This is a genomic window from Marinovum sp., from assembly GCF_048263515.1.
In the GTDB taxonomy this organism is placed as follows: Bacteria; Pseudomonadota; Alphaproteobacteria; order Rhodobacterales; family Rhodobacteraceae; genus Marinovum.
Genome location: NZ_JBLXEC010000010.1, coordinates 19,007 through 32,360 on the forward strand (window position 1 = coordinate 19,007; position 13,354 = coordinate 32,360).

Sequence of the window (13,354 nt, forward strand, 5' to 3'; positions counted from 1 at the left end):
TCTTGCCGTCAGGCGGCGTCGAGCGCCCGGCAATCCTCGGGCAGCCAGCCGATCTCGACATGCTCGCCGGGCTTGAGCCGCACCTGTCCGGGGGCGTTGCGGGTCTTGACGATGAATTCACTGTTGCCCGCCACCCGCAGGCGCGTGCGGAAGATGTCGCCCATGTAGATGAACTCGAGCACTTCGGCCTTCAGCGTATGGGCCTCGTCGCTCAGCTTGGCAGGGTTGAATTCCACCCGCTCGGGCCGGATCGAGACGCGGGTGCGCTCGCCCACCTGGCTGACGTTGATCGGCTTGCAGTCGATCAGCTCGCCATCGTCGAGCTGGACCAGCGCGAGGCCGTTCTTGATTTCCTTGATCGTGCCTTCCAGCGTGTTGTTCTCGCCGATGAACTGCGCCACGAAGCTGTTTTCCGGCTCTTCATAAAGCTGATCGGGCGGGGCGAGCTGCTGGATGCGACCGTCGTCGAACACCGCCACGCGGTCCGACATGGTCAGCGCCTCGGTCTGGTCGTGGGTGACGTAGACCGTGGTGATGCCCAGACGGTGCGCGAGATCGGTGATCTCGAACTGCATCTTCTCGCGCAGCTGCTTGTCGAGCGCGCCCAGCGGTTCGTCCATCAGCACCAGCTCGGGCTCGAACACCAGCGCGCGCGCCAGCGCGACACGCTGTTGCTGGCCACCGGAAAGTTGCGCCGGGCGGCGGCCGCCAAAGGCGCCCATCTCGACCATGTCGAGCGCGCGCTTGACCTTTTCCTCGCGCTTGGACTTGCCGATCTTGCGGACCTCGAGCGGAAAGGCGAGGTTCTCGGCGATCGTCATGTGGGGAAACAGCGCGTAGTTCTGGAACACCATGCCGATGCCGCGCTTGTGCGGCGGGATGTTGTTGATCGAGGTGCCATCAAGGCGGATGTCGCCGTGGGTTGCCGTCTCGAACCCCGCAAGCATCATCAGGCAGGTGGTCTTGCCGGACCCCGACGGCCCGAGCATCGTCAGAAACTCGCCCTTCGGCATCGAGAGGTTGAGGTCTTTGACGACGAGCGTTTCGCCATCGTAGCTTTTCTGCACCCGTTCGAATTCGACGAATGCGCCGTTCGCTGAAGCGTCTGCCAAAATTGGCTCCCTGTTTTTGCAAGGGTTGATCCCTTTGTCTCAGAGTAAAACGCGCAAACTGTCAGACTGCAACTGAGTTGCGACGCTTTGCGGTCCGTTCCCGGCATAGCAGGACGATTGACTGAAAAATGGGCAGAAAACAGACGATTCGACTTCACATCCCGGCGGGTCTCGGAAATCTTTCCGAGCTTTGCGGTTTGTTCTGGACATTGGTCCGCCCAATCGCGTGGCATGAGCCCGGAAATCCGGCGGCTGTTCCGGATCGACTCACACAACCGACCCAGGACGTCCTGTGCCCGAATGCGCGGTGAAATGTCGTTTTCCGGCAGGCAGCCGGGGCGGCTTGCAGGCCAATGTCCGAGCACAGTTGCAGGAAGGAAGCGCCATGCCCGAGTACCGATTTGCCAAGGATATCCCCTTCTCGCGCGCCGAATATGCCCGCCGTCTGGCCAAGGTGCGCGCCGCCATGGCCGAGCGCGGGCTGGATGCGCTGGTGGTGACCGATCCGTCGAACATGGCCTGGATCACCGCATACGACGGCTGGTCCTTCTACGTGCATCAGGCGGTGATCGTGCTGCCCGATGCCGATCCCTTGTGGTGGGGCCGGGCGCAGGATGCCAATGGCGCGCTGCGCACCGTCTGGATGGAGGACGACCGGGTGATGGGCTATGCCGATCACTTCGTGCAATCGACCGAGATGCACCCGATGCAGGACCTCGCGGTGCGATTCGGCGACCTCGAGCTTTCGGCGGCACGGATCGGCGTCGAGATGGAGAACTACTATTTCTCGGCCAAGGCGCATCAGGAACTGGTCGCCGCCCTGCCGCAATGCGACATCCTCGACGCCACCGCGCTGGTCAACTGGTGCCGGGCGGTGAAATCCGACGAAGAGCTGACCTTCATGCGCCGCGCCGCGCGGATCAGCGAGAAGATCATCGACGGGCTGATGGAACGCACCGAACTGGGCGTGCCCAAGAACGAGGTGGTCGCCGCCGCCATGGCCGACGCGGTGACCGGTGCCGAAGGGCATTGGGGCGACTACCCCGCCATCGTGCCGCTGCTGCCCTCGGGCCCCGACGCCGCCGCGCCGCATCTGACGTGGAACGGCCGGCCCTTTGCCGGCGGCGAGGCCACCTTCTTCGAGATCTCGGGTTGCTATCGCCGCTATCACGCGCCGCTCTGCCGGACGATCTTTCTTGGCACCCCACCGGATTTCCTCAAGCGCGCCGAAGAGGCGCTCTTGCGCGGGCTCGAGGCCGGGATCGACATGGCCCGTGCCGGCAACCGCGCCTGTGACGTCGCCAATGCACTGGCCGACGAGCTGGGCAAATCCGACATCAAGCGCGCTGCGCGCTGCGGCTATCCCATCGGCCTGTCCTACCCGCCCGACTGGGGCGAACGCACCATCAGCCTGCGGGCCGAGGATGAGACCGTGCTGGAACCGGGCATGACCTTCCACTTCATGCCGGGCCTCTGGATGGAGGACTGGGGCCTCGAGATCACCGAGTCGATCCTGATCACCGCCGACGGCCCGGCCGAGCCGTTCTGCAACCGGCCCCGCGAAGTGGTGGTGAAATGAGCCATCTCAGGGCCAGCACCGATCTGCTGGGCGAGCTGATCGCCTTTCCCACCGTGTCGTCCGACAGCAACCTCATGCTGATCAACCACCTTGCCAACCGGCTGGAACAGGTTGGCGCCCGGGTCAGGGTGCTGGCGGACGAGAGCGGCGGCAAGGCCAATCTCTTTGCCACCCTCGGGCCGGACGACGAAGGCGGGCTTATGCTCTCGGGCCATACCGACGTGGTGCCGGTGGTCGAACAACCCTGGGACACCGACCCTTTCGAGATGGTCGAGAAGGAAGGCGCGCTCTTTGGTCGGGGCACCTGCGACATGAAGGGCTTCATCGCCTGCGCGCTGGTCATGGCCGGGGAATATGCCCAGCGACCGCTGACCCGGCCGATCCATTTCGCCTTTACCTACGACGAAGAGGTCGGCTGCCTCGGCGGTCAGGCGCTGGTCTCGGCGCTGCGCGAGATGGAGATCCGGCCCGACATGGCGATTGTCGGCGAACCGACCTCGATGCGGATCATCGAGGGCCACAAGGGCTGCTGCGAATATACCGCGCGGTTTCGCGGGCTCGAGGGCCATGGCTCGGCCCCGGATCGCGGTGTGAACGCTGCCGAATATGCCGCGCGTTATGCGATGCGGCTGCTCGAGCTGCGCGAAGAGCTCAAGGCCCGCACCCCCGCCGCCAGCCGCTTCGACCCGCCCTGGAGCACGATCAACATCGGTGCGATCCACGGCGGCCATGCCCACAACGTCATCGCGGCGCTGGCCGAGGTGGAATGGGACATGCGCCCGGTGCACTGGGGCGACGCCGATTTCGTCAAGGGCGAGATGGCGCAATACGTCGACGCGGTGCTCAAGCCGGCGATGCAGGCGATCGACCCCGAGGCCGACATCACCGTCGAGACCATCGGCGAGATCCCCGGTCTGGAGCCGATGGAACAGAATGCCGTCCGCGACCTCGTCGCGCGGCTGACCGGCGCCAATGGCACCGATCTGGTGGCCTTCGGCACCGAGGCCGGTCTGTTCCAGAGCCTCGGCACCGATGTCATCGTCTGCGGCCCCGGCTCCATCGAACAGGCGCATATGGCCAATGAATTCATCACCGTGGCGCAGATGCAGGCCTGTCTCGACATGCTCGACCGGCTGGCCTGAGGCGCGCCGGCAGACGGCGCGCCAGAGGTATCACATGTCGGGTTTGCCCGGCAGGCTGCGCAGGTAAACCACCAGCGCGTCGAGGTCCTGATCGGTCATCCCGGCGAGATAGCCAAAGGGCATCGGCGGCATCATCCGCTCGCCATCCGGACGCATCCCCTTGGTGATCATCGTCTTGATCTCGTCGTCGCTGTAGTCAGCCAGACCCTCGGCGTGATTGGTCAGGTTCGCCGCGACCGAGGTGCCCCAGGGCCCGTGAAACTCGAAACCGCCGCGGCCCATGTTCTCGCCCAGATCGGGACCTTGCGGGGTCATCGGGCTGTGGCATTCCATGCAATGCGCCAGCCGCGCGACATATTCGCCGTATTCCACGGTGGAACCGGGCTCCGGCGCGCTGACACTTTCGACCGGTGGGCCATAGGCCGGCGGCAGCGGGATGTTGTATTCCGAGGTGCCGGGATCATTCTCGACCGCCGGCACGCTGCGCAGGTAGGCCACGATAGCCGAGAGGTCATCGTCGGCGATATGACGATAGAGCGGGATGGGCATCGGCGGGCCGATCACCGTGCCATCGGGGCGCAGACCTTCGCGGATGGCGCGGGCCAGCTCTTCGTCGGACCAGTCAGAGACACGACCGGCCGGCGTGATGTTCGGCGCGATGGCGGTAAAGGCGGGGTTCTTCTCGACCAGGCGCCCGGCCAGCGCCTGATCGGCAATCGGGCCTTCGGGGCCCATCGGCGAGTGGCAGTTGCCACAGGCCATCACGGTGGTGACAAGGTATTCTCCCCGATCCATATGCGCCTCGGCGAGGGCGGGAACAGCGGGGAAACTGGCAAGAAACATGGCAGATACGACGTGTCGCACGGCTAATCTCCTTTTCTCAAAAAGAGCGGCCGGAATCACGACCGCTGACCCAAGGTTACCTCAGCCAGCGCCCGCCATGACGGAAAATCTTATGCCGGCCTGTCCGCGCGGTCGATGCGATAGCAGACACAGTCCGAAGTCGCGGCCCCGATGGTCAGCCGCGCCTCGCTCATGCGCCGCGCACCGATCTTGTCGGCCGCGCGCTGAGAGCGCAGGTTGTCGCGGCCGATGTCGAGCCAGACCGCGTCGTACCAGCGGAACACGTGCGCGCACATCAGCGCCTTCATCTCGCGGTTCATCGCCCCGCCCCAATGCGCCCGGGTCAGGAAGGTAAAGCCGATGGCCATGGTGCCCGGCCGCTCGGCCACCTCGTAGAAGCGCGAGGCGCCGATGATCTCGCTGCTGTCGCGCAGGGTCACCGCCAGCGTGCCGCCGGACCGGATCAGAAAGTCGAAATAGGGATCGAAGACCGCCTTCTCATGCCGGGTCCTGGTCGGATGACCGGCCCAGATCAGCGGGTCCGAGGCCGCGCGGTAGAGCGCCGCGCGATCTTCTGCCACCAGCGGGCGCAGCACTAGCCGCGCCCCCGTCAGCACAGGGGCAAAATCGAACGTCCCCTCGGTCACGCCGGATTCCAGAGCCCGTCCTTCTGAAGCTTCTCGTAGGTCTCATCCAGCGAGGTGCGGGCGCGGTCGATCAGGATGTCGATCTCTTCGGGCGTGATCACCAGCGGCGGCGCAATGATCATCCGGTCGCCGACATGGCGCATCACCAGGTTGTTGGCGAAACAGCGCTCGCGGCAGATGTAGCCCACCGTGCCCTCTTCGCCGGCAAACTTCGCCCGGCTGGCCTTGTCCGGCGTCAGCGCAATCGAGCCCATCAGACCGACGATGCTGGCCTGACCCACCAGCGGGTGTTCCTCGAGCGCCAGCCACTTCTCTTTGAGGTAGGGGCCGGCCACGTCGCGCACATGCTCGACAATCTTTTCTTCCTCGATGATCCGCAGGTTCTCCAGCGCCACGGCGGCGGCCACCGGATGGCCGGAATAGGTGTAACCGTGATTGAATTCGTCCTTGGCGATGGTCTGCGCCACCTCGTCACAGACAATCGAGGCGCCGATGGGCGCGTAGCCTGAGCTGAGCCCCTTGGCGACGGTCATGATATGCGGGCGGATGCCCATGGTCTGCGACCCGAACCAGTTGCCGGTGCGACCGAAGCCACAGATCACCTCGTCCGCGATCAGCAGGATGCCGTATGCGTCGCAGATCCGCTGGATTTCCGGCCAGTAGGTCTCTGGCGGCACGATCACCCCGCCCGCGCCCTGCACCGGCTCGCCGATAAAGGCCGCGACCCGCTCGGGACCATGTTCCTTGATCGCCGCTTCCAGTTCCTGCGCGCGGGCGAGGCCGAAATCGGCCGGATCGCTGTCGCCGCCCTCCGCCCACCAGTTGGGCTGGTTGATGTGGTGAATGTCGGGGATCGGCAGACCGCCCTGGGCATGCATGCCCGACATCCCGCCAAGCGAGCCCGAGCCCAAGGTTGAGCCATGATAGGCATTCTTGCGCGACAGGATGATGTTGCGTTCCGGCTGGCCCTTCATCGCCCAGTAGTGGCGGACCATGCGGATATTGGTGTCATTGGCTTCCGACCCCGAGCCGGCAAAGAACACGTGGTTCAAATCGCCCGGCGCCAGTTCCGCCAGCTTCTGCGCCAAGGCAATGGCGGGCACATGGGTGGTCTGGAAGAAGGTGTTGTAGAACGGCAGTTCGCGCATCTGCCGCGCCGCCACATCGGCCAGCTCGTCCCGGCCATAGCCCACGGCCACGCACCAGAGCCCGGCCATGCCGTCGAGAATCTCCTGCCCGTCACTGTCGGTGATCCAGACGCCATCGGCGCGGGTGATCACCCGCGCACCCTTTTTCGCCAGCCCCTCGCCCTCGGTAAAGGGGTGCATGTGGTGGGCAGCGTCCAGCGCCTGAAGTTCCTCGGTCGGAAGGTGATTGGTGATCATGTTCATCGGGCTCACTCCTCGCGCGCCATGGTTTGCGCCGAGAATATGATCAAATTTTCCACTGTCAATCGAATCGAGCCACGCCGCGCCGTCATTCCACGGTTTGCAGGATATGCTCCATCCCCTGGCGCACATCGTCCTCCATCGCGCGGGCCACGGCCTCGGTATCGCCGGCCTCGAGACCGGCAAGCAGCGCCTTGTGCTGGTCGGGCAGGCTCTGGGTGCCGTAGCGCCCGCAGACCACCCGCAGCGACGGGCCGAATCGCAGCCACAGCCCCTCGGCCAGGTCGAGCAGGATCGGCGCCTCGGCCAGGGCGTTCAGACGGGCATGAAAGCGGTAGTTCTCTTCGAGATAGCCGCGCACGTCACCGCTGTCGATAGCGGCATCGAGCCGATCGTCGATGGCGCGCAGCGCGGCGATATCCGTCGGTCTGGCAAAGCCGCAGGCGCGCCGCGCCAGTTCCGGCTCGATCGCCACGCGGGCGTGGATCAACTCGCTCACCGCCCCGGCATCGAGCCGCGGCACGCAGACCCGTCTGTTGCCCTGAAAATTCAGCGCGCCTTCGGCGGTCAGCCGGCGGATCGCCTCGCGCACCGGGGTCATGCCGGCGTCGAGCCGGTCGGTCAGCCCCTGGATGGTGATCGGCGTGCCGGGCGGCAGCTCGCCGAACAGCAGCAGCGCCCGCAACTGCCGGTAAACCCGTTCATGTGCCGGAAGCCCGGGCGCGTCTGGCTGCGTGTCGATCTGATTCATGCGCTCAATTTATCACCGTCTGATGGGGTCTTGCGACTTTACTGCGGCCGATGCAGCATTTCCATATTGCCTGATACGGCATAATTTGATCAAATCAAGACAAGGTGGCGAACAAAGTGACCGCCAGAACCCAACGGGAGCCAAACATGAAGAAATCACTCTTGCTCTGCACCGCGGCGCTCGCGCTCGGCGCCTCGATGGCGGCGGCGGAAGAGGTCCGGGTCTACAACTGGTCCGACTACATCGACGAAAGCCTGCTGGAGAAATTCGAGCAGGAAACCGGCATCGAGCTGGTCTATGACGTGTTCGACAGCAACGAGGTGCTCGAGACCAAGATGCTGGCCGGCGGATCGGGCTATGACGTGGTGGTGCCCACCGGCACCTTCCTGCAGCGCCAGATTGCGGCCGGGGCGTTCCAGCCGCTCGACAAGTCGAAGCTGCCCAACCTCGAGAACATGTGGGATGTGATCTCGGATCGCACCGCGAAATACGACCCCGACAATGCCCATGCCATCAACTACATGTGGGGCACCACCGGGCTGGGCGTGAACCTCGGCAAGGTCCGCGAAGTGCTGGGCGAGGATGCCCCGGTGGACAGCTGGGATTTGGTGTTCAAGGCCGAGAACATGGAAAAGCTGGCCGCCTGCGGCGTGCATTTCCTCGATGCCCCGGCCGAGATGATCCCGGCGGCGCTGAACTACATCGGTGAAGACCCCGACAGCCATGACCCCGAGGTCATCGCCAAGGCAGAAGCCGTTTATGCCCCGGTGCGCCCGCACATCCAGAAATTCCACTCGTCCGAATATATCAACGCGCTGGCCAATGGCGACATCTGCGTCGCGGTGGGCTGGTCCGGTGACGTGCTGCAGGCCCGCGACCGCGCGGCCGAGGCCGACAACGGCGTCGAGATCGGCTATTTCGCGCCCAAGGAAGGCGCGCAAATGTGGTTCGACATGATGGCGATCCCGGTCGATGCGCCGAACCCCGAGGGCGCGCACAAGTTCCTGAACTTCATCATGGATGCCGAGAACATGGCGGCGGCCTCGAACTATGTCTACTACGCCAACGGCAACAAGGCCGCGCAGGCGCATCTGGCCGAGGACGTGATCAACGACCCGGCGATCTATCCCTCGCCCGAGGCGATGGACAACACCTATACCACCACGCCCTATCCGCCGAAGGTGCAGCGTGTGGTCACCCGTCTCTGGACCAAGATCAAGTCCGGCACCTGAGCCTGACATCGCGGCCCGCGCCTTTCCCGGCGCGGGCCTTTTTTTTTGTGCGAACGGAGATACCATGGCCGAACCCGTCTTTGCCCCCTGGACCGATCCGAATGAAAAGCCTCTGATCCAGTTCAAGGGCGTGACCAAGCGGTTTGGCGATTTCACCGCCATCGACAACCTGACCCAGGATATCTACGCCAAGGAATTCTTCGCCCTGCTCGGGCCCTCCGGCTGTGGCAAGACAACGATGATGCGGATGCTGGCGGGTTTCGAGACCCCGACCGAGGGGCAGATCCTGATCGCCGGGCAGGATGTCGCCCGGGTGCCGCCCAACAAGCGGGCGGTGAACATGATGTTCCAGTCCTATGCGCTGTTTCCGCATCTCACCGTCTGGGACAATATCGCCTTCGGCCTGAAGCGCGAGGGCAAGTCCAAGGACGAGATCGAGGCCCGGGTGGCCGAGATGCTGCGGCTGACCCGGCTGGAACGCTTCGCCCAGCGCAAGCCGCACCAGATCTCCGGCGGCCAGCGCCAGCGCGTGGCGCTGGCGCGGTCGCTTGCCAAGGCGCCGAAGCTGCTGCTTCTGGACGAGCCCTTGGGCGCGCTCGACGCCAAGCTGCGCCAGCAGACCCAGTTCGAGCTGATGGACATTCAGGAAAAGACCGGCACCACCTTCGTGATCGTGACCCACGATCAGGAAGAGGCGATGACCGTGGCCTCCCGCGTGGCGGTGATGGACGAGGGCCGCATCGTGCAGGTGGCGACCCCGGCCGAGATCTACGAGCAGCCGAATTCGGTCTACGTGGCGGATTTCATCGGCGAGGTGAATATCCTCGAAGGCACCGTGGTGCCTTACGATGACGGGTACGAGGTGCATTGGGCGGAGGGCGAGCATCCGTTCCACACCCGCTCGGACAAGCGTCTGGAAAAGGGCCAGCGGTGTTCCCTGGCGATGCGGCCCGAGAAGGTGACGATCGGCACCGAGGAACCCGATGCGCACAACCGGGTCAAGGGTCGGATCCACGACATCGCCTATCTCGGCAACCTTTCGACCTATCACGTCGAGCTGTCGAACGGGCAGATGTTCAAGGCGCAGACGGCGAACACACGCAGGCTCTCGCGGCGGCAGCTGACCTGGGAAGACGAGGTCTGGCTGAGCTGGACGGACACCGCTGCCGTGTTGCTGGAGGGGTGAGGATGGGTGGACTGCGGACACCGACCGAGACCAGCAGCCACCGGGCGCGACTTCGCCTTGTCTGGAGCTTTCGAGACCGCCGTCACCCGTCGCAGGCGGTTCCCGACACCGGCCAAAAGGCGCGCCCGCGCCCTGACCGACCTCGGGAGGGCCTCAAGGCTTGGGACCCCGGCAGTTCTACGGAATTCATTCTGAGGCGCGCACGACACCCGATGGAATCTGCCCTCCCGGGGGGGAGGTCGGGCAGGGCGCAGGCGCGCCGGGTGCTCGGCTGCAGTGAGGGCGTTCCCGGCTTTCAAATGGATATTGCGCGCGCCCTCCGCCTTATAGGTATAGCTCCCGCACAGCCCAAGGAGGCCCCCACATGCGCCGCCTGACCCTCATCGCCATCCCCTACCTCTGGCTCCTGGCGCTGTTCCTCGTGCCCTTCCTGATCGTCCTCAAGATCTCGTTGTCGGACACCGCCATCGCCATCCCGCCCTACACCCCGACCCTCGACCTTTCCGAGGGCTGGGCCGGCTTCAAGGCCTTCCTGTCGCAGCTCGACATGGAGAATTTCACCTGGCTCACCACCGATGACCTCTATTGGAAGGCCTATCTCTCCTCGGTGCGCATCGCCTTTGTCTCGACGATCCTGACGCTGATCGCGGGCTACCCCATCGCCTATGCCATGGCGCGCGCCGCCCCCGAATGGCGGCCGACGCTGCTGATGCTGGTGATCCTGCCGTTCTGGACCTCCTTCCTGATCCGGGTCTACGCCTGGATGGGGATCCTCTCGAACGAAGGGCTGCTGAATGGGCTGCTGCTGCAGATCGGCCTGATCTCGGAACCGCTGACCATCCTCAACACCAATACTGCGGTCTATATCGGCGTGGTCTACACCTATCTGCCCTTCATGATCCTGCCGATCTATTCGGCGCTGGAAAAGATGGACGACAGCCTGCTCGAAGCCGCCGAGGACCTCGGCTGCTCGCGGTTTCAGGCCTTCTGGCTGGTCACCGTGCCGCTGTCGAAACAGGGCATCATCGCCGGCTGCTTTCTGGTCTTCATCCCGGTGGTGGGCGAATTCGTGATCCCCTCGCTTTTGGGCGGATCGGGCACGCTGATGATCGGCAAGGTGCTGTTCGAGGAGTTCTTCAACAACCGCGACTGGCCGGTGGCCAGCGCCGTGGCGGTGATCCTGCTGTTGATCCTGATTGTGCCGATCGTGCTGTTCCAGCGCAACGAGCAGAAACAGAGGGAGGCCGAGGGATGAAACGCTTTTCCGCCTTCAACGCGGTGTCGCTGACGCTGGGCTTTGCCTTCCTGTACCTGCCGATGATCATCCTGGTGATCTACAGCTTCAACGATTCCAAGCTGGTGACCGTCTGGGCCGGGTTCTCGACCCGCTGGTACGGCGAGCTCATGCAGAACGAGGCCTTTCTCGACGCCGCCTGGGTCACCATCCGCGTCGCCGTGGCCTCGTCGACCATCGCCACAGTGCTGGGCACGATGGCGGCCTATGTGCTGGTGCGCGCCGGGCGGTTCCATGGCCGGACGCTGTTTTCCGGCATGATCTACGCGCCACTGGTGATGCCCGAGGTGATCACCGGGCTGTCGCTGCTGCTTCTGTTCATCGGCATCGGGCTCGACCGGGGGATCGTGACGATCATCCTCGCGCATACGACGTTCTCGATGTGCTACGTCTCGGTGGTGGTCTCGTCCCGGCTGGTCAGCTTCGACCGCTCGCTGGAAGAGGCGGCGCTGGATCTCGGCTGCACCCCGTTCGAGGCGTTCCGGCTGGTCACCCTGCCGATCATTGCCCCCGCCGTCATCTCAGGTTGGTTGCTGGCCTTCACCCTGTCGCTCGACGATCTGGTGATCGCGTCCTTCACCGCCGGACCCTCGGCCACCACCCTGCCGATCAAGATCTTCTCGGCCGTGCGGCTGGGCGTCAGCCCGGAAATCAACGCGCTCTCGACCCTGATGATCGCCGTGGTCACCGTCGGGGTGATCACCGCCTCGCTGGTGTCGAAACGCGCCAGCATCCGGCAGCAGGCCGAAGCCCAGGCCGCTGTCCGCGCCTGATGCGGCGGCTCTACGAGGCCCACGCCTATTCCGACGCGCCGCGGGCGGGGTGCCTGTGGAATGCCGATGCCGGCCCGCCGCGCGCAGCCTTTGACGGCCCGCAAAGCACCGAGGTGGCGGTGATCGGCGGCGGGTTCACCGGGCTCTCGGCGGCGCTGCACCTGGCCGAGGCCGGCACCGAGGTGACGCTGCTCGAGGCGAAGCACATCGGCTGGGGCGCTTCGGGGCGCAATGGCGGGTTCTGCTGCCTTGGCGGCGGCATGCTCTCCAACCCGCAGCTCGCGCGCCGCTTCGGGCAGGACGCCCTGGCGGTCTACCGTGCCGCCGAAAAGGCCGCCGTGGCGCTGGTGGCCGAGCGTCTGGCGCGCCATGGCATCGACGCCGACACCCATTCCGACGGCGAGACCCTGCTCGCCCATACCCCGCGCCACATGGCGGCCCTGCGGCGCGAGCTGCCGCATGTCGCCGAGGCTTATGGCGTCACGCCCGTCCTGCACGAGCCTGCCGACCTCGCGGCTCTCGGCATCTCCGGCCCCTTCCATGGCGGGATGACCATTCCCCTGGGCTTCGCGCTCAACCCGGGCAAATATGTCGTCGGTCTCGCCACCGCCGCCGAGGCCGCCGGCGCCAGGCTGCATGACGCCAGCCCGGTCACCGCGATCACCCGGAACAACGGCTTCACCCTCACCACCCCGACCGGACCGCTCACGGCAAAACGGCTGGTCCTCGCCACCAACGGCTATTCCAGCGACGACATTCCCGGCTGGCTGCGCGCCCGCTACATGCCGCTGCAATCCAACATCCTTGTCACCCGCCCGCTGACCGAGGGCGAATTGGCCGCGCAGGGCTGGACCTCGCGGCAGATGGCCTATGACACCCGCAACCTGCTGCATTACTTCCGCCTGCTGCCGGACAACCGCTTTCTCTTCGGCATGCGCGGCGGCAGCTTTGCGACGCCGGGGGCCAACGCCCGGTTCCGCGGCAGGATCGAGGCGGATTTCGAGGCCATGTTCCCGGCCTGGGCAGAGGTGGAGCGCCCGAACTTCTGGTCGGGGCTGGTCTGCCTCTCGCGCAACCGCACGCCCTTTGTCGGCGCCATCCCCGAGATGCCGGGGGCCTTTGCGGGTCTCGCCTTCCATGGCAACGGCGTGGCGATGGGCAGCTATGCCGGCCGGCTGCTCGCAGACCTGGTGCGCGACCGGCAGCCCGAAGCACCCTACCCCGCCGCCTTTGCCATCCCGCCGCGCCGTTTCCCGCTTGGCCGCCACCGCCGCGCGCTGCTGGCCGTGGCCACCGGGGCGCTGTCGCTGCTCGACAGATAGCCCCGCCGCGCCTTCATCTCGACGCAAAGCCCGAGGGGCAGGAATTTCACACCTTCCCAACAGGGGGAACATTTGCCAGACTTTC

The 13,354-nt window shown here is 65.3% G+C and carries 12 protein-coding genes; 7 read left to right on the forward strand and 5 right to left on the reverse strand.

Annotated features, from left to right (window positions below; translation table 11 throughout):
- Positions 1-8 precede the first annotated feature (8 nt).
- Positions 9-1,112: an ABC transporter ATP-binding protein gene (locus tag ACN0SE_RS11045; RefSeq protein ID WP_417524578.1), complete on the reverse strand. Its 1,104-nt coding sequence runs from the start codon at positions 1,110-1,112 to the stop codon at positions 9-11.
- A 385-nt stretch (positions 1,113-1,497) separates the two neighbouring features.
- Here ACN0SE_RS11045 and ACN0SE_RS11050 point away from each other — a divergent pair, with 385 nt between their 5' ends.
- Both ACN0SE_RS11050 and argE read left to right on the forward strand, forming a co-directional pair.
- Positions 1,498-2,691 (forward strand): M24 family metallopeptidase, encoded by a 1,194-nt coding sequence (locus ACN0SE_RS11050; protein ID WP_417524579.1) that lies wholly within the window; start codon positions 1,498-1,500, stop codon positions 2,689-2,691.
- Positions 2,688-3,833 carry an acetylornithine deacetylase gene (gene argE / locus ACN0SE_RS11055; protein ID WP_417524580.1) on the forward strand — a complete coding sequence of 382 codons (1,146 nt, stop codon included), beginning with the start codon at positions 2,688-2,690 and terminating at the stop codon, positions 3,831-3,833. The genes ACN0SE_RS11050 and argE overlap by 4 nt, the downstream gene beginning before the upstream one ends.
- A 30-nt stretch (positions 3,834-3,863) precedes the next feature.
- Here the strand turns inward: argE and ACN0SE_RS11060 are convergent, their stop codons facing one another.
- The 4 genes from ACN0SE_RS11060 to ACN0SE_RS11075 all read right to left on the reverse strand — a co-directional run bounded on the left by ACN0SE_RS11060 (position 3,864) and on the right by ACN0SE_RS11075 (position 7,462).
- Positions 3,864-4,697 (reverse strand): c-type cytochrome, encoded by an 834-nt coding sequence (locus ACN0SE_RS11060; RefSeq protein ID WP_417524581.1) that lies wholly within the window; start codon positions 4,695-4,697, stop codon positions 3,864-3,866.
- 89 nt (positions 4,698-4,786) lie between these two features.
- Positions 4,787-5,323: a GNAT family N-acetyltransferase gene (locus ACN0SE_RS11065; RefSeq protein ID WP_417524582.1), complete on the reverse strand. Its 537-nt coding sequence runs from the start codon at positions 5,321-5,323 to the stop codon at positions 4,787-4,789.
- Positions 5,320-6,714 carry an aspartate aminotransferase family protein gene (locus tag ACN0SE_RS11070; RefSeq protein ID WP_417524583.1) on the reverse strand — a complete coding sequence of 465 codons (1,395 nt, stop codon included), beginning with the start codon at positions 6,712-6,714 and terminating at the stop codon, positions 5,320-5,322. Before ACN0SE_RS11070 ends, ACN0SE_RS11065 begins: the two co-directional genes overlap by 4 nt.
- 85 nt (positions 6,715-6,799) lie before the next feature.
- Complete coding sequence (locus ACN0SE_RS11075) at positions 6,800-7,462, reverse strand: GntR family transcriptional regulator (protein WP_417524584.1); 663 nt, start codon at positions 7,460-7,462, stop codon at positions 6,800-6,802.
- A gap of 146 nt (positions 7,463-7,608) precedes the next feature.
- Between ACN0SE_RS11075 and ACN0SE_RS11080 the strand changes: the two genes are divergently transcribed.
- The 5 genes from ACN0SE_RS11080 to ACN0SE_RS11100 all read left to right on the forward strand — a co-directional run bounded on the left by ACN0SE_RS11080 (position 7,609) and on the right by ACN0SE_RS11100 (position 13,269).
- Positions 7,609-8,694: a polyamine ABC transporter substrate-binding protein gene (locus ACN0SE_RS11080; protein ID WP_417524585.1), complete on the forward strand. Its 1,086-nt coding sequence runs from the start codon at positions 7,609-7,611 to the stop codon at positions 8,692-8,694.
- Positions 8,695-8,758: 64 nt separating this feature from the next.
- Positions 8,759-9,880, forward strand: coding sequence for an ABC transporter ATP-binding protein (locus ACN0SE_RS11085; RefSeq protein WP_417524586.1), 1,122 nt, complete (start codon positions 8,759-8,761; stop codon positions 9,878-9,880).
- 364 nt (positions 9,881-10,244) lie between these two features.
- On the forward strand, positions 10,245-11,135 hold the full coding sequence (locus ACN0SE_RS11090) for an ABC transporter permease subunit (RefSeq protein ID WP_417524587.1): 891 nt from the start codon (positions 10,245-10,247) through the stop codon (positions 11,133-11,135).
- Positions 11,132-11,947 (forward strand): ABC transporter permease, encoded by an 816-nt coding sequence (locus ACN0SE_RS11095; protein ID WP_417524588.1) that lies wholly within the window; start codon positions 11,132-11,134, stop codon positions 11,945-11,947. Before ACN0SE_RS11090 ends, ACN0SE_RS11095 begins: the two co-directional genes overlap by 4 nt.
- Positions 11,947-13,269 carry an NAD(P)/FAD-dependent oxidoreductase gene (locus ACN0SE_RS11100; protein ID WP_417524589.1) on the forward strand — a complete coding sequence of 441 codons (1,323 nt, stop codon included), beginning with the start codon at positions 11,947-11,949 and terminating at the stop codon, positions 13,267-13,269. Before ACN0SE_RS11095 ends, ACN0SE_RS11100 begins: the two co-directional genes overlap by 1 nt.
- Positions 13,270-13,354 lie beyond the last annotated feature (85 nt).